General features: G+C 52.5%; 18 protein-coding genes, 3 pseudogenes and 2 riboswitches. Of the genes and pseudogenes, 11 read left to right on the forward strand and 10 right to left on the reverse strand.

All coding sequences use genetic code 11. The annotated features are described in order from the left end of the window. The first annotated feature begins 140 nt into the window (after positions 1-140). Complete coding sequence (locus HYD27_RS04665; protein ID WP_219212037.1) at positions 141-725, forward strand: P-loop nucleotide/nucleoside kinase family protein; 585 nt, start codon at positions 141-143, stop codon at positions 723-725. A gap of 364 nt (positions 726-1,089) precedes the next feature. Here HYD27_RS04665 and atzF read toward each other — a convergent pair. The 4 genes and pseudogenes from atzF to HYD27_RS04685 form a co-directional block, all read right to left on the reverse strand. Next, positions 1,090-2,849: pseudogene (atzF, locus tag HYD27_RS04670) on the reverse strand (allophanate hydrolase). Positions 2,850-2,868: 19 nt separating this feature from the next. Continuing rightward, on the reverse strand, positions 2,869-6,477 hold the full coding sequence (uca, locus tag HYD27_RS04675) for an urea carboxylase (RefSeq protein WP_219212038.1): 3,609 nt from the start codon (positions 6,475-6,477) through the stop codon (positions 2,869-2,871). Between the two features lie 30 nt (positions 6,478-6,507). Next, complete coding sequence (locus HYD27_RS04680) at positions 6,508-7,164, reverse strand: urea amidolyase associated protein UAAP2 (protein WP_219212039.1); 657 nt, start codon at positions 7,162-7,164, stop codon at positions 6,508-6,510. A gap of 33 nt (positions 7,165-7,197) precedes the next feature. Next, positions 7,198-7,920: an urea amidolyase associated protein UAAP1 gene (locus HYD27_RS04685; RefSeq protein ID WP_219212040.1), complete on the reverse strand. Its 723-nt coding sequence runs from the start codon at positions 7,918-7,920 to the stop codon at positions 7,198-7,200. Positions 7,921-7,994: 74 nt separating this feature from the next. After that, positions 7,995-8,100, reverse strand: a riboswitch (guanidine-I (ykkC/yxkD leader). Between the two features lie 196 nt (positions 8,101-8,296). Then, positions 8,297-8,405: riboswitch (guanidine-I (ykkC/yxkD leader) on the forward strand. Between the two features lie 218 nt (positions 8,406-8,623). Here HYD27_RS04685 and HYD27_RS04690 point away from each other — a divergent pair. The 6 genes and pseudogenes from HYD27_RS04690 to HYD27_RS04720 all read left to right on the forward strand — a co-directional run bounded on the left by HYD27_RS04690 (position 8,624) and on the right by HYD27_RS04720 (position 14,314). Then, positions 8,624-9,676 carry an ABC transporter substrate-binding protein gene (locus tag HYD27_RS04690; RefSeq protein WP_219212041.1) on the forward strand — a complete coding sequence of 351 codons (1,053 nt, stop codon included), beginning with the start codon at positions 8,624-8,626 and terminating at the stop codon, positions 9,674-9,676. Between the two features lie 39 nt (positions 9,677-9,715). Further along, positions 9,716-10,333: a cysteine hydrolase family protein gene (locus tag HYD27_RS04695; RefSeq protein ID WP_219212042.1), complete on the forward strand. Its 618-nt coding sequence runs from the start codon at positions 9,716-9,718 to the stop codon at positions 10,331-10,333. Between the two features lie 66 nt (positions 10,334-10,399). Continuing rightward, positions 10,400-11,203 carry an ABC transporter permease gene (locus tag HYD27_RS04700; RefSeq protein ID WP_219212045.1) on the forward strand — a complete coding sequence of 268 codons (804 nt, stop codon included), beginning with the start codon at positions 10,400-10,402 and terminating at the stop codon, positions 11,201-11,203. A 1-nt stretch (position 11,204) separates the two neighbouring features. Further along, the gene (locus HYD27_RS04705; protein ID WP_219212047.1) at positions 11,205-12,023 is read left to right on the forward strand and encodes an ABC transporter ATP-binding protein; all 819 of its coding nucleotides are present in this window, start codon (positions 11,205-11,207) and stop codon (positions 12,021-12,023) included. A 52-nt stretch (positions 12,024-12,075) separates the two neighbouring features. Further along, positions 12,076-12,864: an N-acyl homoserine lactonase family protein gene (locus tag HYD27_RS04710; protein ID WP_219212048.1), complete on the forward strand. Its 789-nt coding sequence runs from the start codon at positions 12,076-12,078 to the stop codon at positions 12,862-12,864. A 50-nt stretch (positions 12,865-12,914) separates the two neighbouring features. Next, positions 12,915-14,314: pseudogene (locus HYD27_RS04720) on the forward strand (DHA2 family efflux MFS transporter permease subunit). Positions 14,315-14,425: 111 nt separating this feature from the next. On the opposite strand, the gene HYD27_RS04725 reads toward HYD27_RS04720, so the two are convergent. Further along, the gene (locus HYD27_RS04725; RefSeq protein ID WP_219212054.1) at positions 14,426-15,259 is read right to left on the reverse strand and encodes an AraC family transcriptional regulator; all 834 of its coding nucleotides are present in this window, start codon (positions 15,257-15,259) and stop codon (positions 14,426-14,428) included. 107 nt (positions 15,260-15,366) lie between these two features. Here HYD27_RS04725 and lacZ point away from each other — a divergent pair, with 107 nt between their 5' ends. After that, entirely contained in the window at positions 15,367-18,489 is a 3,123-nt protein-coding gene (gene lacZ / locus HYD27_RS04730) for a beta-galactosidase, LacZ type (protein WP_219212056.1), read from the forward strand. 758 nt (positions 18,490-19,247) lie between these two features. On the opposite strand, the gene HYD27_RS04735 is transcribed toward lacZ, so the two are convergent. Both HYD27_RS04735 and HYD27_RS31895 read right to left on the reverse strand, forming a co-directional pair. Next, positions 19,248-19,607 (reverse strand): cupin domain-containing protein, encoded by a 360-nt coding sequence (locus HYD27_RS04735; RefSeq protein WP_219212062.1) that lies wholly within the window; start codon positions 19,605-19,607, stop codon positions 19,248-19,250. A gap of 54 nt (positions 19,608-19,661) precedes the next feature. Next, a pseudogene (locus HYD27_RS31895) lies at positions 19,662-20,197 on the reverse strand (EamA family transporter). A 164-nt stretch (positions 20,198-20,361) separates the two neighbouring features. Between HYD27_RS31895 and HYD27_RS04745 the strand changes: the two are divergent. The 3 genes from HYD27_RS04745 to HYD27_RS04755 all read left to right on the forward strand — a co-directional run bounded on the left by HYD27_RS04745 (position 20,362) and on the right by HYD27_RS04755 (position 22,900). Further along, positions 20,362-20,922 carry an XRE family transcriptional regulator gene (locus HYD27_RS04745; protein WP_219212078.1) on the forward strand — a complete coding sequence of 187 codons (561 nt, stop codon included), beginning with the start codon at positions 20,362-20,364 and terminating at the stop codon, positions 20,920-20,922. A gap of 1,002 nt (positions 20,923-21,924) precedes the next feature. Further along, positions 21,925-22,089: a DUF6444 domain-containing protein gene (locus HYD27_RS04750; protein WP_219212080.1), complete on the forward strand. Its 165-nt coding sequence runs from the start codon at positions 21,925-21,927 to the stop codon at positions 22,087-22,089. Between the two features lie 100 nt (positions 22,090-22,189). Further along, the gene (locus tag HYD27_RS04755) at positions 22,190-22,900 is read left to right on the forward strand and encodes an IS66 family transposase (protein ID WP_219212082.1); all 711 of its coding nucleotides are present in this window, start codon (positions 22,190-22,192) and stop codon (positions 22,898-22,900) included. A 682-nt stretch (positions 22,901-23,582) separates the two neighbouring features. Here HYD27_RS04755 and HYD27_RS04760 read toward each other — a convergent pair. The 3 genes from HYD27_RS04760 to HYD27_RS04770 form a co-directional block, all read right to left on the reverse strand. After that, the gene (locus HYD27_RS04760) at positions 23,583-24,077 is read right to left on the reverse strand and encodes a DMT family transporter (RefSeq protein ID WP_219212084.1); all 495 of its coding nucleotides are present in this window, start codon (positions 24,075-24,077) and stop codon (positions 23,583-23,585) included. A 174-nt stretch (positions 24,078-24,251) separates the two neighbouring features. Then, entirely contained in the window at positions 24,252-24,956 is a 705-nt protein-coding gene (locus tag HYD27_RS04765; RefSeq protein ID WP_219212085.1) for a Crp/Fnr family transcriptional regulator, read from the reverse strand. A gap of 15 nt (positions 24,957-24,971) precedes the next feature. Beyond that, positions 24,972-25,397, reverse strand: a complete 426-nt coding sequence (locus tag HYD27_RS04770) for a DMT family transporter (RefSeq protein ID WP_219212087.1) — start codon at positions 25,395-25,397, stop codon at positions 24,972-24,974. Positions 25,398-25,972 lie beyond the last annotated feature (575 nt).

Raw genomic sequence — 25,972 nt, forward strand, 5'->3', positions numbered from 1 at the left:
GGATCACCTCCCGTTATCTATAAGGACAAAATAGCATCCCGCCGGCTGGCTGTCAGTGATTTTGCGTCCAGCTGCGAAGATTTCCTGTTCGAAAAATGATACGATAGTATAATGATCCTTTAATGTTGGGAGAGACACTGATGAACCAGCTTGTATTTTTCCTTGGACCGGCAGGCGCAGGCAAAACGACATTGGCCAAAGCCGTTGCGCTCCGCCGCAAAGCCGCTGTTCTGGATATGGATATCCTGCTCCGGCCTGCGGCCGATGTCATTTTGAAGCTGCACGGGCTGGACCCGGACGACAGAGATTCGGCCGAATATAAGAAGCTGTGCCGCGACCTGGGCTACCGGATCACCATGGATGCCGCGCTCGACAATATCGGACTGGACTGCGATGTGTATGTGGTGGGTCCTTTTACAAAAGAAGCCGCAAATGCCGGGTGGATCGGCAGTGAGCTTGCCCGGATCGGCCGGAACCTGGATGAGGTCCAAGTAAAGGTTGTTCTGGTCAGTCTGAATAACGCTGGGCTATACCGGGAGCGGATCGAAGGCAGGCATTCACCGCTGGATGAGTGGAAGTTCCTCAACTGGGAAACGTTCCGTTCTTCACTCGCCAGCCGCACGGTAGCCTGGCCGATTCCGGCAGAGCATATTTTGCAGATCGACAATTCAAACCCGGATATGCGTGCTGCGGCCGAGGCTGTTGAGGGGTTTATTGGGCGTTAAGCTGGATGCGGGATTCTTGCCGTACAAGCCCCAAAAGCCTTTGCCATGAGCGTATGATCAGGGCAAGGGCTTTTATAGATTATATGCAGGGCTTGTGCTGCAGATCACAAATCCCCCTGTACAACGCTATAATGAACTCTGTCATCATATTCATCCGTTTCAGGCAGCCGGTGCAGCTTCGTCTGTGCAAAGGTATATTCGATGATAGATACATTCCTCCGTGTCTGTCAAAAGAATCGCCCATCTGCAGAAATCCTTGTTTCTATAGGAAGCAATCCACTGGCGGAGCCATGCCGCTGCCGCTTGCAGCGTCTTATAAACAGGCTGACCATAGTTCGACTGTACCTCTTGTCATTAATTCAGTTTATCTGCCCAGAAAGCTGCGCCAGCCGCCGTATGCGGTGATGTCTTCGGCGTTGTCCGCGGCATAGCCTTCGCAGATAAAGCCGGAGACTTCTTCGCCGTCTGCAAGCTCTACCTTGCCAATCCCCAACGGTGCCGGAATAGAGGCTGTAAATCCGCCAAATGAAGCAACCGGCATCTCCCACAGCTCCACGCTGATGGCAGCTCCGCCTTCGGACTGCTTAATCATGCCCGGCTTGGCGGGGACTGTGGGAAGAGCATAGAGCTTATATTTCGCTGCGGATTCCGCTTCCCGGATGAATTGCGCTCCACAGCCGTTCATTTGCTGCTCCAGCGGAAACCCGCGCATATGAAGACCGCATACCGCAACTATAATTGTATTCTTTTGCTGCTCCATCATCCCTTGCCTCCATCATCCTTGGAATAGAGCTTGGCAAACCCCCGCAGCCTGCCTTCTTCCTCAGCCGGAGTGAACACACTGATGCCAAAGGGAAGGTTCTCCCCAGCTTCGCCCGCAGGCAGCGCCACGGCGCAGAAATCCAGCAGATTGCAATGGTTGGTATACAGCCCCATCAAGCTGTTGGCGGCTATAGGATCTTCACGGACCTGGTCCCGTGTCCAGGTTCCTCCGGCCGTCGGCAGGACAAGCACCGCATCCTTCAGCAGCTTGCGGGCTTCAAGCTTGAATGCCTGGAGCTTGTGCATGGCCTGGAATACGGATGCGGCATTATATTCTGCTGCCGCTCCGGAGCGCAGCACAGTCTCGGTCACCGGGAAGGCTGTTCCCGGATTCGCTTCAATGAAGCCGCCGAGATCGGCCCAGCGTTCGGCTACCCATGGTCCACCATACAGGATTGCTGCGGCTTCCGAGAACATCTGTGTATCGACCGGCACCAGCGGAATACCCATATCGGAAAGAGCCTCCAGCGAGAATTCCCAGGCTGCTCTGTAGCTGTCCGCGAACGGGCCATAGAACACCAGAGGCTCGGCGGGGACCGCTATATGCAGCGGAAGCTTCTCCTCAAGCTGCGGCAAGCGGCGCGACCACGGATCATCGGGGTGGAAACCGGCAGCCACCCTGTCGATCTGAAGCGCATCCTCAAGCGTATGAGCCATGACCGTCACGCAGTCAAGGCTGGCACAGGCCGGGACAACACCGAGGCTCGGCCAGGAGCCGAGGCTGGGCTTCCAGCCGACCAGCCCGTGCAATGCGGCCGGGACACGCCCGGAGCCTGCGGTGTCGGTGCCAAGCGAGAATGCGGCCTGTCCCCTGGCAACGGCAACCGAGGAGCCTGAGCTGGAGCCGCCGCTGATAAGTTCCGGACGAAGCGCATTATGGGCTTCGCCGTATGGACTGCGGGTACCGACCAGACCCGTGGCGAACTGGTCCAGGTTGCTTTTGCCGACCGGAATGGCTCCGGCTGCAATCAGGCGCTCAACCACAGCGGCATGCCGCTCGGGAATATAGGCATATTCAGCACAGCCCGCCGTAGTTGGCACACCTGCCAGGTCGATATTGTCTTTGATGGCAAATGGGATGCCCCACAGCGGATACTTCAGTGGATTCAGTGCGGACAGGCGGTCCAGGTAAGGCTGAATAAATTGCAGGTCCGGCGGCGTGATCCAAATATTCATATCATCAGTTCTGCCTGCGCGCCCGATAATCTCATGGATGATTTCGTGCGGTGTAGTGTCTCCGCTCAGATAAGCAGCACGCAAGCCGGCTACCGTTAATTTGTGCGCAATATCTTTTTTGCCCATGGTTGGAACCTCTCCTCTCTTAAGTGACAATGCTTACCAGCAGCTGGCCTGCCTGCACCGTTTCGCCTTGCTGGACATATACAGCAGCCACCGTTCCGGAGGAAGTAGCCTTCTGGTTGAATTCCATCTTCATGCTTTCCTGGATGACCAGGGTATCGCCTTCGTCGATGTGCTGGCCGGGATTAACGAGTATTTTCCATACACTGCCCGGCATATCGCTTCTTACAGCTACACCACCCGGCGGAAGCTCCTGTTCTGCTTCAGGCCCGGCATGATCCTGCTCCGACATGTATTCAGCCAGTCCGAGCTTCTTCCAGTTCTCGCGTTCTTCTCTGAAGGCGTTCTGCTGGCGGGTGCGGAATTCCGCAGTGCTGTCTTCAATCGAGCCTAAAAATTCCAGATATTCGCCCAGATCGAAGGTTGTCTCTTCAATATTGGCCTCAAAGCGTCCAAGGAGGAAATCCTCACGGAGCGTCAACAGCTCCTCCTCGCTAACCGGATAGAACCGGATCTGGTCGAAGAAGCGCAGCAGCCAAGGCTTGCCGGGCTGGAAGCTCTCCGTGGACCGCAGACGGTTCCACATCTGTACAGTGCGTCCGACGAACTGATAGCCGCCCGGTCCCTCCATGCCGTATACACACAAGTAGGCTCCTCCGATGCCGACCGCATTCTCCGGGGTCCAGGTGCGGGCCGGATTGTATTTGGTCGTCACCAGACGGTGGCGCGGATCGGTTGGTGTGGCCACCGGGGCACCGAGGTAGACATCACCCAGGCCCAAGACAAGATAATTGGCTTCGAAAATGATTTTCTTGACCTCTTCCATGCTCTCCAGACCGTTAATCCGGCGGATAAAATCGATATTGCTCGGACACCAGGGGGCATCCGGACGGACGGTCTTCTGATAACGCTCGATCGCTATGCGGGTAGCCGGATCATCCCAGGAGAGCGGTAAATGTACGATCCTGGATGGCACCCGGATGGATTCCAGCGGCGGCAAGGAGCGGTCAATATCCGCGATGATCCGAGCGGCTTCTTTGACCGTCATCCGCGCGGCATCGAGATGAACCTGCAGTGAGCGGATTCCCGGCGTCAGATCCATGAACGGAATCCCGCCATGCTCCTGAATGGCCTGCATCAGGGCGTGAACCTGGAAGCGGAGCAGCAGATCCAGCTCCATGTCGCCGTATTCCACCAGCAGGTTGGAATCCCCGCTGGCACGGATCGTAACCGGAAACTGGCGGTGCTCTCCGGCATGGTGCAGAATCGGGTAGCTCTGCTCCACTTGGGTGATGTGAAGCGGCATCTCCGGGAACGGCAGCTCCTCGCGCTGTTCGCCAAGCTGCTGCAGGAACAGCTCCTGCTCTTCCCTCAGCGCTTCCGCTTCTTCCAGCGTAAGCAGCCGGAAGCGGACCTTGTCACCCGGCCGCAGCTGGCCAAGCTTCCAGAATTCCGCCGAAGCGGTGGTCACCGGGCAGACAAAGCCGCCTAGCGAAGGCCCGTCCGGCCCCAGCAGAATGGGCATGTCGCCGGTAAGATCAAGCGCGCCCACCGCATAGGCATTGTCGTGGATATTGGAGGGATGCAGACCGGCATCGCCGCCATCCTCGCGGGCCCACAGCGGGGCCGGTCCAATCAGGCGCACCCCCGTGCGGGAGCTGTTGAAATGCACCTCCCATCCGGTGCCTGTCAGCTGCTCCATGTAAGCCGGCTTCAGGAATTCCTCTGTACTGAGCGGGCCAGGCACGGCACCTACCGTCCAGTGCCGGGTAAGCACCGGGCGCTTCTCCTGCGGCAGCTCTGCTTCAGCCGGCGGGGCTGCCGCAGGACGGACGCCCAGGACATCGCCTGTCCGCAGCGCCCGTCCGCCATGTCCGCCAAAACCGCCTAGCGTAAAGGTGGCTGCACTGTCCAGCACGCGCGGCATATCCAGCCCGCCTCCCAGCAGCAGATAGCTGCGAATCCCGCCGTCAGCTTCGCCGAACGTCAGCGTCTGTCCCTGCCCGGCCAGAACAGGCCGGAACATCGGTACCGGAACACCATCCAGGACAGGCTTCATATCTGCCCCGGTAAGGCAGAACCACATTTCGTCCCGGAAGCGGTAGCTGCCGCCGCGCAGCGTCAGCTCAAGACCCGGTGCGTCATCGGGATTGCCCAGCAGCTTGTTGCCGATGCGGAAGGAGAGCGGGTCCATCGGTCCGCACGGAGGAACGCCCACATCCCAATAGCCGGTACGGCCGGGATAGTCCTGTACCGTGGACTGCACACCGCCATCCAGCACCTCCAGTGCGTGCTCCGCAGGAGCAAAACCGTCCAGCAGCCGGGTATAGACCCGGCCCGCAAGGAATTCCTTCTCCTGAAGCAGCCCGCTGATATAGGACAAATTCGTGGTGACCCCATAGAAACGGCTCGCGCCCAGAGCAGCCTCCAGTCGCTGGATGGCCTCCCCGCGGTTCTGGCCGTGCACAATGATCTTAGCCAGCATCGGATCATAAAGAGTGGTAACCTCTACCCCGTCAGTTACCCAGGTTTCGTTGCGGGAATCCGGCGGAAAGACGACTCGATCCAGCCTTCCGGCACTGGGGCGGAAATCACGAAGGCAATCCTCCGCATAAATGCGGGCCTGGATGCTGTGTCCTTGCGCTTCAGGCACACGGCCCTGCAGTCCTTGAAGCTCATCAGCCGCTTCCCGGACCATCCATTCCACCAGATCGACACCGAGCACTTCTTCAGTGATCCCATGCTCCACTTGCAGGCGGGTATTCACTTCAAGGAAATAGAAGGCTTCCGCCGTTGGATCGTACAGGAATTCAACGGTTCCGGCACTGCGGTAGCCCGCGGCTTCAGCCAGCTTGCGGGCAGCCTCCAGCAGTTCAGCCCGCACCTGCGGCATGAGCAGCGGAGCCGGAGTTTCTTCCACTACCTTCTGGTTGCGCCGCTGGATCGAGCAATCCCTTTCACCAAGCACCGCGACTTCTCCGAACCGGTTCCCGAAGATCTGCACCTCAATATGGCGTGCTCTGGCGATGTATTTCTCCACAAATACGCCGCCATTATTGAAATTGGAAGCCGCCAGATGGGTAACCGAAGCAAAAGCTTCCTGCAGCTCGGACGCGGAATGGCAAATCCGCATCCCAATGCCTCCGCCTCCGGCCGTGCTCTTGAGCATGACCGGATAACCGATCTCTCCGGCAGCCTGAAGCGCCTCCGCCAGCGCTGTCAACAGCGGGGTTCCGGGAAGCAGCGGAACTCCCGCCGCCGCTGCGATCTCCCGGGCCGAGTGCTTCAGGCCGAACATTTCCATCTGCTCGGGTGCCGGGCCGATGAAGACAATCCCCTGCTCCCTGCACGCACGGGCAAACGCGGCATTCTCACTTAAGAATCCGTACCCGGGGTGAATTGCCTGCGCCCCGGTCTCCTTGGCAACCCGGAGAATTAATTCGGCATTCAGATAGCTGGACTGCGGAGCGCCCTCTCCGATAAGGACCGCCTCGTCTGCGCCGCCGACATGAAGACTGGCTTGATCCGCTTTGGTATAGACAGCCACAGAAGCTACGCCCATAGCCCGCAGCGTGCGTTCAATGCGGACGGCGATTGCCCCTCTGTTGGCTATTAGCACTTTAGTAAACATAGTTGCCTTCCTCCCCTGATGTCACTTTTCTCATTTGTCCCAGATCAGCACCTGCACCGGTGTGGGGTTGTAGGCGTTGCAGGGGTTGTTCAGCTGCGGGCAATTACTGATCAGCACCATGGCCCGGCGTTCCGCCTGCAGCTCCACATATGCCCCCGGAGAGGATACCCCATTTTCAAAAGTCAGTCCGCCCCCCGGAGTGACCGGCACATTCATGAAGAAATTGATATTGGGAGCCAGATCACGCTTTCCGTATTTGTCCCCTTCCGGGTGGCGCGACAGCTCCAGCATGAAGGTGTCCCGGCAATTATGCATATGCCCCTTCTCATGGGCGTAGCGTACCGTATTGCTCTGTGACGAGCAGGCTCCGCCGAGCGTATCATGACGCCCGCAGGTATCCGCCACAATCCTGGCGAGAGGTCTACCCGATTCAGTCATCAGCACTGAGCCTGTGGTCAGATAGATATTCTTCTGGGCAGCAATGGATTGCACCGCACTGTAGTGATCCTCCGGGTGCTCCGCGTCATACAGCAGAGTATCCGCCGCCTGATTGCCGTCCAGATCCACGATCCGCAGCACCTGGCCCGGAAGCAGCGCCTGCATCCATCCCTCGCCTGCTGGAATGACTTTGTTGTATATTGCCTCATCAGCCTTCCGGCTGCTCTCTACCCGATGAAATGAACTCATGTTAGTTTCCTCCCTGTTTCTCGATTTGCTGACTTAGCCCAGTAGACCGTAATACTTCCAAGTATTCTCAAAAGCCCGGAGGTTCTCGGGACGGTTATTCACACATTCGTCATCTGCATTAAGCGGTTCAGCGTGCAGAATTTCGATTTTGACCGGAACGGAAGGATAGACAGGTCTTGGATCCAGCGGATTCGGCGTATTGGAAGCCAGGAGCAGAATATTCATTTCTGTACGCAGTGTTACGCTGGCGTTAGCCGGGCAATGCCCTTCCGCAAAATGCATCCCGCCTTCATCATCACAGTAAATTTTGGAGAACAGGTTGAACGATGGAGACAGGTCTCTGGCTGCCATGCCGTTACGTACCAGTTCAATAGAGAAGTTGTCCTGGGCATTCCGGTACCGGTCATTGCGTACCTCCTGATAACGGCTGATGCCATATTTCTCTTCCGTTGCCGAGCGGAGGCTGTAGCCGCCGATCGGATCATGCCAGCCCAGGCTGTCCTGGACAATACTCGCCATGACCCGCCCGTTGTCGCTCATCAGCACATGTCCTTGCGTCAAATGCGCTGTGTGCTGTGCCTTCAAGGTGTCCGGCATATTGTAGCGCTCCGTCAAATCCTGCACGTTGTACAGTAGAATAGAGACACCCGCTCCCTTCTCCATAGCCGTAAAGCGGACCAGCTTGCCCCTTCCGATCGGCCCTAACCATTTGCCCCCCGGTGACATCGTTTCACTCCAATAATGCCGTGAATTCATCCCGCTCACTCCTCCTGTGTCTGTTTTATGGAAAAATAAAAGGGAGACATCACAAGACTTGGCGTCTTGATGATATCTCCCAGGTTTTTATCCTTCCGTGTCCGCCTGCCGCTGGGGCAAGCTGTCTACTCTCGGACCAGCCCCGGCATAGCTGCCGGCGGAACCCTAGTAGACTATAAAATATTCAATTATAATCACGCTGAATTCTACGTCAGTTAATATAACATTCAGTTCTTTAATGTGTCAAACAATAATTCGTTAAATGACAAAATTCAACATTATTCATCACGACCCGCCGCTTTTTTTGATTTTTTTTAAAGAATAGCTTGTCAGAATAAAAATGTTTATGTTAGTATACGTAACATAAATTAAATACCAAACAGTTTACTAGGGTTCCGCCTTATCCGAGGGTCCGGTCCGAGAGTAAACCATGTGGTGCATAATCCATGCAGCATGTGACACGGAGGGATAAAAACCCGGGAGATTATTACCAAATAATCTCCCGGGTTTTTCTTTTTACCTACCGGGCAAAAACGGCTGCCCCGTCCTCATGATGGACAGTGCCGTTTTCTCGCAGGAAATAGAAGACTCAAGGATATGGAGCAGCAAATATCTTCTTCTATTCTGATAATAATACAAGGAGGCATCGGTTGGAATTAAACGGATAGGACAGTAAATAATACATTATACGGAGGGTAACCCAATGAAAAACAACCAAAAAGGATTTCTTGCACTCGCCATGTCCACGCTGCTGTTCATTGCCGGCTGTGGAGCCGGCAACGCCAATACAGCCAATAATGATGCAGCTAACGCCGCAGCAACTACAGCGCCAACTGCTGAAGCATCCAGCTCAGCCGCTCCTGCCGCAGATGATGTCAATATCCGTTTCGGCTACAGCCCATGGCTCGGCTCTGCGGGTGCAATCGTCGCTAATGAGAAGAAAATTTTTGCCGATAAGGGTGCCAATGTAGAATTTGTGCAAATGGAAGGCAATACAAAGGATGCGTTCATGTCGGGCAAGCTGGATGCCGTTGTCCAGTCCCTGGACGCTGTGGTTCAAATGAAAGCCAATGAAGATGCTAAAGATCCGGTTCAGGTCATTGCCGTAATTGACAGATCCAAGGGCGCGGACGGAATTATTGCTGCGAACGACATTGCCGCTCTTCAGGACCTGAAAGGCAAGGATATCGCCGTATCCATCGGCTCGGTTGCCCACTTCCTGCTGCTGCACGCGCTGCAGACCGTTGACCTGAAGGAAGCTGATGTGAATATTGTGAATATGAACAATAACCTCGCCGGTTCCACCTTCATGGCCGGTCAGGTAGACGCCGCTGTAACCTGGGAGCCGTATCTGTCCGAAGCCGCCGCCAAAGACGGTCACCTGCTCTATTCCACTGCCGATGCGCCAAATCTGATTGTCGATGCCCTGGTAGTGAAGAAGAGTATGATCGATGAGCATCCGGAAGCGCTGAAAGCTATGGTTGCCGCTTTTGACGAAGGGCTTGAGCTGTTCAACACTACCGATGAAGGCAAGCAAATTGTAGCTGATGCGCTCGATATGGATCTTGCCGCAGTGAACAGCACCATTGCCACTCTGGATCTGACAACCGCCGATGCCTCCAAAACCATGCTTGTCGATAACAAAACGGAATGGGAAACAACTATGGGCAGCTTCTCCGCGTTCTTCATGGACCAGAAGATTATTACTTCTCCGGTAGACACCGCCGGCATCATCAACGGTTTCCTGTACGAATAACGCATAATCTGTTAAGCAAACATCGGGGAGGAACTTATCATGGAAAAAGAATCACGCAAAATCGTCGGCAATCCCGCCCTGCTGCTGGTTGATCCGCAAAAGGGAATATACAAAGCTCCCGGAGGTTATGCGGAAGGCGAAGTAGAAGCCTCTGTAGCAGCACTCGGGCGTGTGCTCAAAGCAGCCCGGGAAGCCGGCATGCCGGTCATTTTCTTTCAGGAGATCCACCGCAAGGAGATGGTCGATTACGGCCGTGAGCTGGACGGAACCGAGAATATTCATTGCCTGGAGGGCTCGGAGTATATCGATATTATCGACAGCCTGCAGCCCGTCGACGGAGAGTTCACGAATATGAAACGCCGCTACAGCTGCTTCTTCGGAACGGATCTGGATATTCTGCTGCGCGGACTGAACGTACAGACACTGATTATGGGCGGATACTATACCGATGTCTGTGTGCACTATACCGCCGTAGATGCCCATCAGCACGATTATTATATCCGCGTCCTGCATGACGGCTGTCTGGGCTCCAGCAATGAAGCGCATCAAGCTTCCCTGAATGCCATGACGTATCTGCAGCATGCGTCCAGGACAAATTCCGATGAAATGGTTCCTGTCATTGAGGCTTGGGGCCAAGCCCGAAAAGCATCCGTATAATACGGATGCTTCGACCGCACAAATGAGTCATTTGCAAGGCCGTTCAACGGAGGGGAGAACAATTAGATGAAGAAAAAGAAAATTCGGCTGTTCAAGATCCGCGGTGAAATCAGCCGCAAGGTATACATGATCACTGTAGTTGCAACCTTTGCCGGAATACTTGCAATCTGGAGCCTGCTGAGCTACGGAAACCTGGTCAGTCCTACTTTTTTGCCTTCACCGGGAAAGGTATGGCATTCCTTCATTACGAACATTCAGGACGGAGATTTCTGGGGGTATGTCGGAATCAGCGCCTACCGCGTATTGATGGGCTATCTGCTCACCTGCCTGCTCGCAATTCCGCTGGGTATTCTGGCAGGGACGTTCAAGCTCTTCGAGGCCATTGTTGTACCGGTAACCGAATTTATCCGCTACATGCCTGCTACAGCCTTTATTCCCCTCATTATCGTCTGGATTGGGCTTGGAGAATCCGCTAAAATTGCCGTGATTTTTGTAGGCTGCTTCTTCCAGATGGTGCTGATGGTTGCCGATAATGCCAAATCCGTATCAGGCGAGCTGCTGCAAGCCTCCTATACGCTGGGGGCAGGCAAATTCCAGGTGCTCCGCAAGGTGCTGCTGCCTGCACTGCTGCCGGATCTGATGAACTCCCTGCGCCTGATCATGGGCTGGGCCTGGTCGTATCTGGTGGCGGCAGAGCTGTTCGCTGCAAGCTCCGGTCTCGGATTCATGATTATGCGGGCTCAGCGGTACATGCAGACTGAAACGATTTTCCTGGGGATTCTTGTCATCGGGCTCCTGGGTCTGATTATCGACCGGCTGTTCGCATTGCTGAACAAGAAGCTGTTCCCATGGGCCGAAGGAGGGCGATAGGATGAATACTTTATACACTGCAAACGGTCCGACCGGCACCTCCGCTGCAGGGGAACCCAGAAAACGCAAGATCGTGGTCAATTCCTTGTCCAAAAGCTATGAAACCAAAAAAGACACATTTCTGGCCCTGGACCATGTAGACGCGCATATTTACGAAAATGAGTTCGTCACCCTTGTCGGGCCTTCCGGCTGCGGGAAATCCACCATGCTGCGCATACTGGCCGGTCTGGAGGATGCCTCTTCGGGCACCGCATCCATCTCCGGCAGAACAATAGAAGGCCCGGGTGCGGACCGCGGGGTCGTTTTTCAATCCTATACCCTTTTCCCCTGGCTCTCTGTCCGTGACAATATCGAGTTCGGCCTGGCCCTGAAGAACATTCCGCGCAAGCAGCGCAGAGAGGTCTCCGATAAATATCTGGAGCTGGTGAACCTCGTCAATTTTGGCGACACCTATCCCAAACAGCTGTCCGGCGGCATGAAGCAGCGGGTTGCGATTGCCAGAGCCCTGGCCAATTCCCCGGAAATGCTGCTGATGGACGAACCCTTTGCCGCCCTTGACGCGCAGACACGCGGGGATATGCAGGAGCTGCTGCTGAACATTCAGAAGCATGAGAAGGCCACGATTCTGTTCATAACGCATGACATTGAAGAAGCCATTTTCCTCTCGGAAAGGCTCTATGTAATGAAGAGCCGTCCAGGCCGCATTGTCCGCGAGATCGAGATTCCGGCCGAAATGCGCCAGAATAAAGACCTTAAGGATTCTGAACCGTTCATCGCACTCAAAAAAGAGATTGTCGATCTGCTGCATTCCAAGGAATAAATCACATACATGCGGAGGGTCGGGTCTGAACCCTTTGCGGATTGGAGATTCTATGGCAGCTGCTACTTCAGTACACAAATTATACGTTTTGCTCTGCGGCTTCGAAATTCTCCCGCTGGGCATTTCCCTCCGCGGAGGCGATAACCGCATTATTGTTGCGGAGCCGATCTGCGCATATCTTGCGGAAACTGAGGCCGGATGGGTCTTGTTCGATACAGGCATCGACGCTTCACGGATTCATGATCCTGTCCTGGCCAAAGCCTATTACACCGACCGGGGCTGGACCACTCTCCCTGTCGTGCATCCGGTTCATTCTCTCACAGGACAACTGAAAGAAATCGGTATTCAGCCGGAGGATATTCACCAGGTCGTAATGTCGCATATGCATACCGATCATACCGGCTATCTCAAGCTGTTCCGCCATGCGAAAATTATTGCCCAGCGCGCAGAACACCATTATGCCCTGCACACCCCTCCCGGGCTGGGAAATATCATAGAGGACTACGACCTGCCGGATTTGGACTGGCAGCTGATTGAGGGAGATTATGCGCTAATGCCGGGAATTCAGCTTCTAGCCACCCCCGGCCATACACCGGGGCATCAATCGGCATTGATCTCCCTTCCAAGCGGCAAGCGGCTTGTGCTCACTTTCGATGCGGGCGATTTCCTGCAGAATTTCGAGCAGGAGCTGCTGCCCGGCTCGGCCAGCGATGACGGACAGGCACTGGAATCCCTGCTGCGCCTGAAACGGCTAGCGGAGGAACCCGGCAGTATCCTGTTCCCGCTGCATGATCCGGCTTTTATTCAAACGGCCAAGCTGGCTCCGCTCTATTATGATTAAGCTTCATAGCCGCAACTAGGAGATGTTATACTTTGAAATCCAATACCAAAATGGCTGCCGCTGTTCCACTGGCGCCCATCATAATTGCAGTCTTCTGCAGCGTATTCGTCTCAAATCTGAATACCAGCACAGTGAATCTTGCCGTCCCTACTTTAATGAAGGCCTTTCGTGCAGACATGTCGGTTATGCAGTGGGCGCTTACCGGTTATATGATGGCTATCGGCATCGGCTCACCGCTTGCCGGTTTTCTTATATCGAGATATGGCACCAAAAAGGTATATGCACTACTCTGATCGGCTTTTCCATGGCCTCATTGCTCTGCTCTCTGGCCTGGTCGCCTCTCTCCCTGATTGCCGCGCGCGTCATCCAAGGGGGCTGTGCCGGGCTGATGCTTCCCGTCACCCTCACCCTGCTCTACCGGACGGTTGACCGCAAGCAGCAGCCCATGGCCGTCAGCCTGTGGGAAGCCGCTGGCTGGCTGGGTCCGGCGCTCGGGCCGGCTGTCTCCGGCATCTGCCTGCAGTTTCTGAGCTGGCGCTGGCTGTTCCTGCTGAATCTGCCCCTGCTGCTGCTCTCTATCCTGCTCGTGCTCCGCTATGTCCCTGCAAGCTCCGGCGATTCGGGCATGCGGCTGGACAAGCTGAGCGCCGTGCTGTCCAGCACCGGCAGCTTCACCGTGCTGTTCGCTTTCAGCAGGGCTTCCGCCTGGGGGCTTGTGAGCTACAAAACCTTGCTGCTGCTCGCCGCCGGTATCCTCCTGCTGGTTCTGTTCGTCAGACGCCAGCTCGGCTCGGACACCCCGCTGCTCGAGTTCCGCGTGTTCCGCAGCCGGGCATATGCCATCAGCGTACTGCTGCTCGGCCTTATCAATGCCGCCTTGTTCGCGGCAGTCTATTTCGTGCCCTATTTCCTCCAGACCGCCCAAGGCGTGCCAGCGGCCAGCACCGGACTTGTGATGCTTCCTTCTTCCGTGGTGATGGTGCTCCTGCTTCCTGTCGTGGGCAGGCTGTATTCGCGCCTCGGGCCGATGAAGCTGGCGGCGGCCGGAATCAGCTTAATGGTGCTTGGCACCTGGATGCTGTCCCGTATGACGCTGGATACGGCCAATGCCGAAGTGATCCTGTGGACAGTGACCCGGAATATCGGAATCGCCTTTTCGTCCATGCCGCTCATGAATGCCGGATTATCCACATTATCCGATTCTCAGATCGGCTATGCTACCTCAATGACAAGCTGGGTGCGCCAATGCATGGGCTCCCTGTCCATTGCAATCTTCACCGCTTTTTATACCTGGAGAACGGAGGCCTACTCTTCTAGCGGTTCAGCCCCAGCGAATGGCTCCGAAGCCGTAGTCTACGGGGTGCAGCAGGTGTTCATGCTTGTAGCATTGCTGCTCATCTGTATGCTTCCGCTGGTAGCGACTTTCCGCAAATCAGGCAAGCCGGCTTAAGGGGGCGGAATGCAGCTCTTAAGAATATTTCAGCAATACTGAAAGACCGTGATGAAGGCTCACGGTCTTTTGGCCGTCTATGCATCTGAAACGGGGAATCCTGCGCTGTACTTACAACCTTCGGCCATCCAGGCCATGCAGCTGTTTGAACTCATCCGGCCTCATTCCGGTTATCCGCTTGAAAACGGCGCAGAAATAACCCACATTCTCAAAACCGGCCTGTCCGGCAATTTCATAGATCTTTTTCTCCCTTCCGCTGAACATAAGCTGCTTGCTCCGGTTGATCCGCTGCTTGTTGATGTAGGCGACCGGGCGTTCATGCAGCGTCCGCTGAAACAGACGGCATAAATACTGCGGCGAGATTGAGGCTGTCTCGGCCAATTCTTTGAGTGTCAGCGGCCTGTGCAGATTGTGCTCGATATGCTGCAGCACAGGCTTCATACGCTCGAGCTCATCCTGCCCGCCTGCCGGTGCCGACAGCTGCAATTTGAGTTCAAGCATAAGCGCATACATCAGCTTGGAGCGCTCCAGATTGATCTCCAGGGTGTTGCCATGGGACAGCTCCAGCATTCTGTGCAGCGGCTCCAGCAGCGGCAGCGCGTTCAGCCTTCCCGTTCCCGACTCGCGGATTCCGGCATACGTCAGAAGACTTCCGGCCTCTCTTCCATTAAAAGAAACCCAGGACAGCATCCATTCTCCGCTGACTGGCGCATAGGCGTGGGCAACATGCGGAAAGAGAAAGAAGACATCCCCCGGTTCCACGATGTACCGTTTGTCCTTCAGAAACAGCTCCCCCTTGCCTTCAAGAACCTGATGCAGCTGATAGTCCGGGAACCCCCCGGGACGCTCCATTTCCGTCTGATGCTCCCAGAACCCAATCGTTGTAGCATACAGCGGCAACGCTGCCATTTCTTCCGTCTCGCAAAAGATCAGTGTGCTCTCCATGTCAGCTCTCCTGTTTCATATTGTGTTATATAAGCGAATATTCTTCTATATCTCTTGAAGAGTCAGCCTTTTATAATATGAATATAATAATATAAGGAGATGTTAATGTGCGCAACAAGTTTACCTACCAGCCACCTGCCAATGGATATCCCGAATGGAACAACAACCCTGAAATTTTTCAGCTGAACCGTTTGGATGCGCATGCTTCCATGATCTCATACCCTTCAGTTCCCCAAGCTCTCAGGGGGGAGCGTACAGCTTCGCCCAATTACCGCCTGCTGAACGGGAACTGGAAATTCGCTTTTGCCGAAACGCCGGAACAGCGTATTAAGGACTTCTACAGCGCAGACTATGACAGCAGCAGCTGGGCAGAGATTCCTGTCCCTTCCCATTGGCAGTTCCAGGGCTATGACTACCCTCAATATACGAATGTCCGTTATCCTTGGGCAGTGTCCGAACCGGAGCTGAAGCCGCCTTTTGCCCCGACAGTATATAATCCCGTAGGCTCTTACATCCGTACCTTTACTGTACCGGAAGATTGGGCCGGCCAGCCGGTCTATCTCAGCTTCCAGGGAGTTGAATCCGCCTTCTATGTATGGGTAAATGGTGAACTGGCAGGGTATGGAGAAGATACCTTCACCCCTTCCGAATACGATATTACGGCTTATCTGCACGAAGGTGAGAACAAGCTGGCCGTTGAGGTCTACCGCTGGTGTGACGCAAGCTGGCTGGAGGATCAGGATTTCTGGCGGCTCAGCGGAATCTTCCGCGATGTCTATCTCTATACGGCTCCGCCTGTACACATTGCCGACTTCTTCGTCCATACCGATCTGGATGAGCAATACGCCGATGCGCAATTCCATGTGGATGTGAAGATTGAGGATTATTTTAACGCGAATTCAGGTTCATTTACGCTTGAAATCCAGCTGTATGACGGAAATGGCCGGACCGTGTGGGCTGCTCCGTTATCTGCCGGGGTCAGCTTTCAGAGTGGCGGGCTGCAACAGCATAAGCTTGGGGCAGCAGTTCTTGGACCGGACAAATGGAGTGCTGAGAAGCCGAATCTATACACCGTTGTCCTCTCTTTGAAGAATGAAGACGGTGAATTGCAGGAAGCGGTCAGCAGCAGGGTGGGCTTCCGCACCTTTGAGATCAAGGACGGCCTGATGAAGATTAACGGGAAAAGGGTTGTCTTCAAGGGCACGAACCGCCATGAGTTCTCCTGCGAGACCGGCCGTGCACTCGGCAAAGAGGATATGATCCGCGATATTGAGCTGATGAAGGCTCACAACATCAACGCTGTACGCACCTCACATTATCCGAATCAGTCCATTTGGTATGAGCTGTGCGATGAATACGGGCTTTATGTAATTGATGAAACGAACCTGGAAACGCACGGCTCCTGGCAATATGGGCAAAAAGAGCTGCATGACGGCAACGTTCCCGCCAGCAGACCGGAATGGCGCGCCAACGTGCTCGACCGTTGCAATTCCATGCTGCAAAGAGACAAAAATCATCCGTCCGTGGTCATCTGGTCGCTCGGCAACGAATCCTTCGGCGGCGATAACTTTGTGGCTATGCATGACTACCTGCGGGAAGCCGATCCTGGCCGGGTCGTTCATTATGAAGGGATTTTCCATTACCGGACTTCAGATGCGGCAAGTGATATTGAATCCACGATGTATATCAAACCGCATGATGTCGCTGCGTATGCGAAGAAGGATCCCAAAAAGCCTTATATCCTCTGCGAATACAGCCATGCCATGGGCAACTCGTGCGGAGGCCTGCATTTGTATACAGAGCTGTTCGATCAGTACGATATCATTCAAGGCGGATTCATCTGGGACTGGGTGGATCAGGCGATCCGCACCAAGACCGCAGAGGGAATTCCTTATCTGGCTTACGGCGGAGATTTCGGTGAGAATCCGCATGACGGCAACTTCAGCGGCAACGGGCTGCTGTTCGCCGACCGGACGGTTACGCCCAAGCTCCTTGAGGTGAAGAAATGCTACCAGAATGTGAAAATAACCGCTGTGGATCTTGCCCAAGGCCGGTTTGAAATCCGCAACAAATACCTGTTTACGAACCTTGCTGAATACGTGCTGAAATGGAATGTAGCGCTGAACGGAACAGTTGTGCAAGAAGGTGTTTCCGAAGTTTCTGTTGAACCCGGGGAAGCCGCTGAATATACCGTTCCTTACGACCGGAGCGCTTGGGCTGGCAATCAGGAGGCGGTATTGACCCTGTCCTTCATCCAGCCTTCGGCTGCCGCCTGGTCTGAGCCGGGACATGAGGTTGCCTGGGAACAATTTGTTGTCTCGCCGCGAATCGGCGCAAGCTCTTCCGTTCCTGCCGCCGCCGGAAATGAGCTGCGCATTGCGGAACAGGCGGATATTGTCACTATTCAGGGAGACCGCTTTGCTCTGGCCTTCAACTCTGCAACCGGAGAGCTGTTCTCCATAACCTCGGGCGGAAAGGAGCGCTTGCTTGCACCTGTAAGACCTAATTTCTGGAGAGCGGTAACCGACAATGATCTGGGCAACGGGCACGACAAGCGCTGTGCCGTCTGGCGCGAAGCCTCTTATAACAGAACGCTTGCGGGCTTCTCCTGCTCTACCCGGGATAAGCACTGCATCGTGGCGGTCACCTACCTGCTGGCTCCCCAGGCTGCCTCCACCCTGCTGCTGCAATATGAAATTGCGCCGGACGGAAGTGTGAATATTACTCAAGAGCTGAATCCGGGAATTGCCGGCCTTCCGGAAATCCCCGAGTTTGGGCTATTGTTCGAACTGGATGGTCAGTTGGATACGGTCTCCTGGTACGGTAAAGGACCGCATGAGAACTATTGGGACCGGCAGACAGGCGCCAAGCTGGGGCTGTACACCGGCCAGGTAAGCGAACAGTTCGTCCCTTATCTCCGTCCTCAGGAATGCGGCAACAAAACCGGTGTGCGCTTCGCTTCCCTGACGGAAGGCGCCCACGGCGGCGGATTCCATCTGGAAGGCTCCTTGCCTATAGAGGTCAATGTGCTTCCATGGACACCGGAAGAGCTGGAAGCCAGCGATCATACGTATAAGTTGACACCTTCCGCCAAAAGCGTGCTGAGGGTCAATTACAAGCAAATGGGTGTGGGCGGCGATGACAGCTGGGGCGCCCCAACACATGAGGAGTTCACACTGCCCGCTAACCGTCCTTACAGCCTCCGCTTTACGTTGTCCGTAGTTGAATAAACTGTATGTCCATTTCTTGAGTAGTTTAAAGGCGCAGCTCCCGTAAGTATTCCGGGGACCGCGCCTTTTCAATTTCAAATGAACCGCGATTCCTTATACTGGAAGCGTTCATTTCATCCTAAGTACTGCCCCGCTTCCTCAGAAGCTGTACTTTGCGTAAGCGGCAGTCCAAACCGTGCTTCCACTTTCACGCGCAGGGCCGGAGCCGATCAGCCCGGTCCAGCGTTTCCCAGACGTTGCATTTTCGAAACATTTATAGAAGTCATACAGTTCATCTGCCATTCCTTGTAGAAAAGATAACTTGACGAATAAAATTTTCCATTAGCGCATAGGACTTCCCCCCCGCTAAGGGCGGCACCAACCGCCAGCACACACCCTCCGGGAAACGAACGCGCTTCCAAGCCCTCAATATTCCCGCCCGAATCCTCAAGGCCGGACAGCTGGCTTCCCGTTCTGATATTCACCAGCAGGGTTCAGTCCGTGCAAGGGCTTCTTGATCAAAAGCTCCTGAGGGGATGCCGCAGCACCCCGGCCGGCAGCTTGAGTGGAATCCATTATAGGCTCGCTGCTTCCCGTAAGGCGCATGGCGGCATAATCGGCAATCATCAACCCCAACACCACAACCGCTAAACTACTCTAGCGCCTTCCGCTTCGCCCATCCCATTGATTGGTCTGTGCCAATGGCATGGGAGGCTGTTCCAATGGCAATACCTTCGGGTGGATAAATTCTATAAAAAAGCCTCGTCAAAAGTAGTATATTATATTTTTTCTAGTTTTTCGACAGTTCTATCATTTACTATATCGCCTGTATTTAAAGTAGTTTTTGACTCTATCAGCATCACATGAACTTCTTCGACAGCAACTGGCAAATGCTCGATACCTCTGGGGATGACGATACATTCGCCCTCTTGCAAGAAAATATCCTTATCCCTAAATTTGATTGTCAATACCCCTTTAAGTACATAGAACATCTCATCCTCATTTTCATGAGTGTGCCATATAAAATCCCCTTTGAACTTAGCTATTTTCACATAGGATTCATTGACTTCACCAATAATTCTGGGACTCCAGTACTCATTAAAAAGGCTAAGTTTTTCTCCAATATTAATCTTTTCCATTTTACGCACCTCATAATTTTATAATAATTAAGTTAATAAGTTCTTTATCCAAACTTAAAATGGGTGGATTTTTTGTCTGAAGTAAAAAAAGGCCAAACCAACTAAGATAGTTCCTATACCGATACCTTGTTGTAAAGAAATAACCTCATTTAGAATGAAATAAGCTAGAATGCAGGTTCCAACCGTTTCTCCTAAAATACTCATTGAAATGACCGTTGCAGGTAACCACTTCAATAGCCAATTAAAAATCAATTGCCCGAAAACAGTTGCGATAAGTGCCAACCCAATAAAGGCTCCCCATGCCGGTAAGAGATAATGAACGAAAGAAACTGGTTGACTAAAAGCATAAAATGCTAAAAATACCTGACAATAGCCCCCATCTCCGTTGCCTTATTGTTATCGTTAGCAATTCATGCCAATTCTTCTTAATAAAACAATAGAAATGGCAAGAGCATCAATGCAGTGAAAAACAGACGGTAGAACGCCGTAATGGCAGAAGGTGCATCTGCTAATTTCACAAAAATGGCTGAAGTGTATAGTGAGAAAACCCCAAAAAATAAAATTAGATACGAAGAAAATTGTGATTTCACTTAAAAAGCTCCTTACGCTTGTAATATATAAAAGACATCGTGTGGTATAATGTACAAGACCATTATATTATAGTTGCTCGATGAAAAACAGTATTATCTTATGCTTCCAGTATGTCAGTACAAAATGACAGAAAGATACATTATTATGGCAAGGAGATTAAGGCATGAATTATCATCGTTTAGGCCAAACGGTTCTGACTTATCGAAAGAAAAAGGGGATGACAATCCGTGAATTTGCGGATTATTCCGGTATCAGCACGTCACTTATCAGCCAAATTGAGCGTGGGCAAGCGAATCCATCACTAAATGTACTGGAATTAATTGCACTAGCCTTAAATGTGCCGCTTTATACGCTTTTTATTAATGATTTTAATGCAAATTCCCTCATCTCGAAGAAACAGGATCGTAAGAAAATCTATCGTGAAAACAATGATCATGTTGTTCACGACGTATTAACACCAGACTTTATGAAATCGCATATCCAACTCTTAATGATGGATTTGAATGCCAACGCAAGTACTACGGAAAGCTACTATTCACACACTGATAAAGAAGAAATTGCCGTTGTCATGAAAGGAGAGGCGTATGTTGAATTGGAAGGTGTAGAGTATTTTTTAGGTGAAGGAGATGTCGTCCGCATTCCTCCAAATGTAAAGCATAGATTTATAAATAAAACTGACCAAACAAATCATATCTTATTTGTGCTTACACCTGCACTTATTTAATCTACAGTCTGCCGCACCTTCATACTTGCCTCCCGCTAAGATAAGTCGGAATATAGGTGCAAAATAATATATGCTTATATAGGCGTAAAACGGTTATCAGGACTTCCTGATAAAAACGGGAAGAATGTTTCTGCACCATAATTTGGATTTTCTATTCCAAATATGGGTTAAGTTTTCAATAATGCACCCCATAAGCATACCAAAGTGCATATGCAAATGCCTATGCTGACCTAGAATCAATCGAAATTTTGTATGAGGACAGCCATCCGGTTTATCTAGCGCGCTGCGCTTTGTTTCGTTGCCACTCCTGTTTCTGTGTGTCCAGCTTTGGAGTTTCGCCCCGGAAAGAATACGCTTGAAAGCAGCCTTCGCTGCCCGATATAATTCTATACCGGCCTCATGCTCCACATAATATTTCCAGCTGTACTTTGTGACTTTGTATCCGGCAAATACAGCACGGGTTTTCGCATAATCAACTGTCGCCGTCATCACGTCAGCATTTGTATGCGCCTCTGTCTAATGGTTTTGATTTTATCTGACAGGGTATGAAAGCGGCCTGTGGCGTTCCGCAAGCTGTTCATATTCCAGCAGGTTGTTTTTCTGTAAATATTTAAGTGTTGCAGCCATTTGTTGAGATTGAACATCTTGGCCCACCGTTCTTAGGCGGGGCCTTTCCCGACCTCATCTAGGACTGTATATCAATTACCAGGCTGACCTTATGCGATGACTTGCTCCGGCCCTTGCTGGCCTGCCACTGCCCGTAATGCTTGTACTGTCCTTTGCTTTTCTACTTGGGTGATAGGATAATCCGTTTTCAAGGCATACTCGGTCGGAGAGCCGCCGAGGGAGAATCTGGAATACCAGGGAATTACTGAGTTTTCTTGTGCAGTCAAGGGCCGATGAGTTGTAATAAATAGTAACTACTTAGGTCCTCTCTGTTATCACCATCCAGATAATGGGTAAATTATACTCTATACCTATCTGGGAAGGAGGAGAGCAGAGATGAATCCCGAAGACATTCGACGAATCAGCCGCAGTGATCCCCAAACGATTGAGCGCGTGATTACGGTTTTGGGTGCCCAAGTGGCCCAGCTCGAGGCTCGGGTCAAGGAACTGGAACGTCAGTTGAAGCAGAATAGCCAAAATAGCAGCAAACCTCCCTCGTGACGGCTTTCGCAAGCTTCCTCCCAGTTCCCGAAAGGCGGGAGGGAAAAAAGAGTCCCCCATGGACATCCGGGTACCACGTTGCACTGGATGGAATCTCCCGATGAAATCATTCGGCTCCCTCTGCACACGTGCCCCTTCTGTGAGTCTTCGCTGGAGAAGGTCTCCCCCCTCAAGGAGGCAGGCCGTAAAAGAAGAGGGAATTCTCCCCGTCTATACGGGGTGTGTCATTCACGACAGCCGCCTCGCCATGTACTTTCGTGAATCGTTTCCGTATTCCCATGGGCTGTGCGGGGTACACCTGATTCGAGAATGCCAAGGCATTGTGGACAACGATGGGCATTTGTGGGCAACGGATATGAAAGCCCGGCTTCAAAAAGCGTGTCATCTCTCCAAGGAAGCCAAGCGGCAAGCAAAGCCTCTGACGGAAGCGGAGGTGGCTCTCCTTGAGCAGCGATACGATGAGATCTTGCAAGAAGGCCCGTTGGAATGGAGCCCGCCTAAACGCTCCAAGCTCAAGAAAGGAAAGCAAAAACAAACGAAAGCCGCAAGTTTGGGCAACCGCATGATAGCCTGCAAACTCTATATCCTTAGGTTTCTTCACGATGCGTACATTCCATTTGATAATAACCAGGCCGAGCGGGATCTGCGTATGGTTAAAGTCAAACAGAAGATTTCCGGTTCGATTCGAAACTTGCAAGGAGCGGTGGAATTTGCCCGAATTCGCAGTTTGATTTCTTCCCTTCGCAAACAATCTCGACCCCTTCTTCCTTCCTTGCTTCTCGCGATCCAAGGTCAGTTTTCGTTCTCGTAACAACCAGGACCTAAGTAGTTACAATAAATATGATTATGAAAATGCTTGCGGTCAATTTGCGCAGCTACAAAGGACGTTTCATGGCCAAATTTGCCGAAATACCGTTATGAAACCGCTATCCCTTTAATCAAAAAAGCGGATCATACCCGATTGGACATGGGACCCTGTATGAGCGCTTGCGGGATTGCTCCTGCCCGGACTTTACCAGCTGTTTCTTGCCGTGCGGTATGGAGGCATAGGTGACGGCGTTGTGAAGCCGACGGCGTTTGGCACTGTGAGCCGGGCGGTTTGCCAGGCAGGAGCCCTTTCAAGCCCGGTCTGCCGCTCCCGCCAATAACATGACAATCTGATCCTGCGGAACAACAACTTTTACTCCTTGCGGCAGCCTGCCTACTTCAATCAAAAATACTACAAGCGAGATTATCAATAACACCTTTTACAATAACGATGATTAGTAAATGACCGGGCGGTTATGGTTTTTTCAGGCAATGCCTGGGGCAGTCCCGAGAATACCGTGGTTGGCACAATCACCGGTCCTCCTTTTGACCCGTTGGCAGATCGGAGAACAAACAACAGCATAGCTTCCATACAGGACTCCCGATAAACGCAAACACGCAATAAGCGCGGGTTAAGACGGATGCGCGCTTATTGCGCTTTTACAGATACAGCTGCTGGTTCGGCCTCATTTCAGATTCAAAGCCTGCTTCGGCTGGCCTGTGCCGGTATCCTGCTTAGGCTCACGCGCTCCGCCCAATTTGAATACCAGAATCCCGACGACTATCACCAATACGCCGATCAGCTGATTGAACGAGAACGGAACCCTTGTCAGACCGAGCCAGCCCATGGAATCCCACAGCAGGGCAAATCCGAGCTGTGAAGTGAGCACAATGGAAATCGCATAAGTGGGTCCAAGCAATCTTGTGGCATGCACCAGACAAATGACTACGCCGACTCCAATCATGCCGCTGAACCAATACCAGGGCTGCATATGCTGCAGGGTGAACATGTTTCCCCCCTCCATAATCAGCCCCATCGTCAGCGACGCGATAAATCCCATGCCCAGTACTAACGTTGTCGTAGACCAGGAGCCTGTATGCTCATTGACCTTGCTGTTGAATATATTTTGTAAGCTAACCAGCGAACCGGCAATAAGCGCCAATACTAGTCCTATTAACATTTTTTCAACTCCTAAAAGTTTTGTGAGCCTGGCTGCATTGAAATATCTTCGTACAAAATTTGCTTCGGAAGCATAAGCTTAAGTTTTGTGAGCCTGGCTGCATTGAAATATCTTCGTACAAAACTTGCTTCGGAAGCATAAGCTTAAGTTTTGTGAGCCTAATTTCCTCAAGCCTCAGCTTGGCTCATAGATGTTGCGGCTGGCAAGTGCAGTAAGCTCTTCCTTGTCTTTTACCAGAATATGCCCGCTCTTGCGCTCAATCAAACCCTCCTTGCTTAGCTTCTGGATTACCCGGTTCAAATGCCTGTAGCTTGTGCCGATGAAATTAGCGGTATCAATCAGATTGATCGTATTCAGCTTACCGGTAAAATTGGGGTCGGATTCATCATAAGAGATGGACAGCAGGTAACTGGCCAGCCGCACCTCTACCGGATGCATCAGATTCAAGCTGAGAAAATTCGATTTGCGGTAGAACTTCTGTGTAATGATCTCCAGCAGGAAGTGCAGCAGCGGCGGGTGATTTCTGCCGTATTTATTAAGCCGGCCGTACTCTATGCCAAGCATATGCACCGGAGATACCGCCTCCACCGTATTGATCATTTCCGTGCCTTGAATGTATTCAATATCGCCGATCAGCTCGAGCGGTGTTTTGAAGGAGATAATAAGTGTTTTCCCTTCCGGTGTGGCAGTGTAGATTTTGAGCTTTCCCTTGACCAGAACATACAGGATCCCGGCAGGATCTCCCTTGGAGCAGATATGCTCCCCTTGGGCGAAGCCATACAGGTGCAAATGCCCCTTCAGTTCCTCTGTGAAAATGGACTCCAGCGCATAAGTCTGAAGATAGGCCTGAAGCTGCTCCAAATCCAGAATTTCTCTCATGGCCCGCTCCCATCCTTAAAATTTCAAAATAACCACTCCGGCAATCATCATGCCGATTCCGATAAACTGCGGCAGCCGCATCTTCTGCTTCACCATGCCGAACCACCCGTTGATATCAATGACAAAGGTCAGACACAACTGGGCGATCAAAAGCGCAGAGATGGTCAGTGTAACGCCGATGCCCTGAATAGCCGTAACCTCACTGAAAATAACAAATGCGGCCAACGCCCCGCCGACCAGATACAAGGGCTTGACCTGCTTGAAACCCTGCCTCTTCGCATCCCGCACGAACAGCAGAATCATCAGAGCCATTAGAAATCCGGTAAACTGGGTAACGGTTGCGGCCTGCCAGGTGCCGATATCCTGGCTGATCCGCGCGTTGGCCACCCCTTGCAGCGTAATGCAGGCCCCGCCGATAAATGCAAAAATAATTCCGCGCATAGCTTCTCTCTCCTCTGTCTTATTCTCTGTATTCATTAAAAGACATATTCGAAATTCGCGGTAGGACATATGTCCTCAGCTTTTTAATCCATTCATTGGGATTACAGTCCCGAAAAACAAGTAGAAACGGCTTCGCCGTCCTTATAAAGACGGTATCCGTTTCAGCGAGAAAGATAAGCCTAATTTATAGCGTGAAACATATAAATTCTTATCTTTTAAGTAGAAACGGCTATGCCGTCCTTGACCGGGCAGCGCAGCTGTTGGCATTTCAGGTGTAAGGCTGGCTGCGGTTCCCTGGCCGGCTGAAGCTCTTCCTCCCCGATTTCTCCAGACCTTCCTGCTGAGACCCGGCGGCTAAGCCCAAGTGAAAAGGTCACTTCATATTCCCTCAGCCGCTTTTTCGCAAGTATTTGTGGGAAAAAGGAACCCTAATCGATCCGTTTGTCTCCCTTACAGAGGAATACGCTTAATTTAAGATGAACTTGAACCATTCATCCAAGGGCAGCCATTTAGTGGTAAAAAGGATAACTAATCCACCGCATTCGGATACCGGATCATCCCTAGTGGAAAAAAGT

It is taken from the genome of Paenibacillus sp. S150 (genome assembly GCF_019352175.1).
Taxonomy (GTDB): Bacteria; Bacillota; Bacilli; order Paenibacillales; family Paenibacillaceae; genus Paenibacillus_AQ.

Coding starts and splice junctions, on each gene's coding strand:
- HYD27_RS04665 (WP_219212037.1), top strand. CDS start 141: ATGAACCAGCTTGTATTTTTCCTTGGACCGGCAGGCGCAGGCAAAACG.
- uca (WP_219212038.1), bottom strand. CDS start 6,477: ATGTTTACTAAAGTGCTAATAGCCAACAGAGGGGCAATCGCCGTCCGC.
- HYD27_RS04680 (WP_219212039.1), bottom strand. CDS start 7,164: ATGAGTTCATTTCATCGGGTAGAGAGCAGCCGGAAGGCTGATGAGGCA.
- HYD27_RS04685 (WP_219212040.1), bottom strand. CDS start 7,920: ATGAATTCACGGCATTATTGGAGTGAAACGATGTCACCGGGGGGCAAA.
- HYD27_RS04690 (WP_219212041.1), top strand. CDS start 8,624: ATGAAAAACAACCAAAAAGGATTTCTTGCACTCGCCATGTCCACGCTG.
- HYD27_RS04695 (WP_219212042.1), top strand. CDS start 9,716: ATGGAAAAAGAATCACGCAAAATCGTCGGCAATCCCGCCCTGCTGCTG.
- HYD27_RS04700 (WP_219212045.1), top strand. CDS start 10,400: ATGAAGAAAAAGAAAATTCGGCTGTTCAAGATCCGCGGTGAAATCAGC.
- HYD27_RS04705 (WP_219212047.1), top strand. CDS start 11,205: ATGAATACTTTATACACTGCAAACGGTCCGACCGGCACCTCCGCTGCA.
- HYD27_RS04710 (WP_219212048.1), top strand. CDS start 12,076: ATGGCAGCTGCTACTTCAGTACACAAATTATACGTTTTGCTCTGCGGC.
- HYD27_RS04725 (WP_219212054.1), bottom strand. CDS start 15,259: ATGGAGAGCACACTGATCTTTTGCGAGACGGAAGAAATGGCAGCGTTG.
- HYD27_RS04735 (WP_219212062.1), bottom strand. CDS start 19,607: ATGGAAAAGATTAATATTGGAGAAAAACTTAGCCTTTTTAATGAGTAC.
- HYD27_RS04745 (WP_219212078.1), top strand. CDS start 20,362: ATGAATTATCATCGTTTAGGCCAAACGGTTCTGACTTATCGAAAGAAA.
- HYD27_RS04750 (WP_219212080.1), top strand. CDS start 21,925: ATGAATCCCGAAGACATTCGACGAATCAGCCGCAGTGATCCCCAAACG.
- HYD27_RS04755 (WP_219212082.1), top strand. CDS start 22,190: ATGAAATCATTCGGCTCCCTCTGCACACGTGCCCCTTCTGTGAGTCTT.
- HYD27_RS04760 (WP_219212084.1), bottom strand. CDS start 24,077: ATGTTAATAGGACTAGTATTGGCGCTTATTGCCGGTTCGCTGGTTAGC.
- HYD27_RS04765 (WP_219212085.1), bottom strand. CDS start 24,956: ATGAGAGAAATTCTGGATTTGGAGCAGCTTCAGGCCTATCTTCAGACT.
- HYD27_RS04770 (WP_219212087.1), bottom strand. CDS start 25,397: ATGCGCGGAATTATTTTTGCATTTATCGGCGGGGCCTGCATTACGCTG.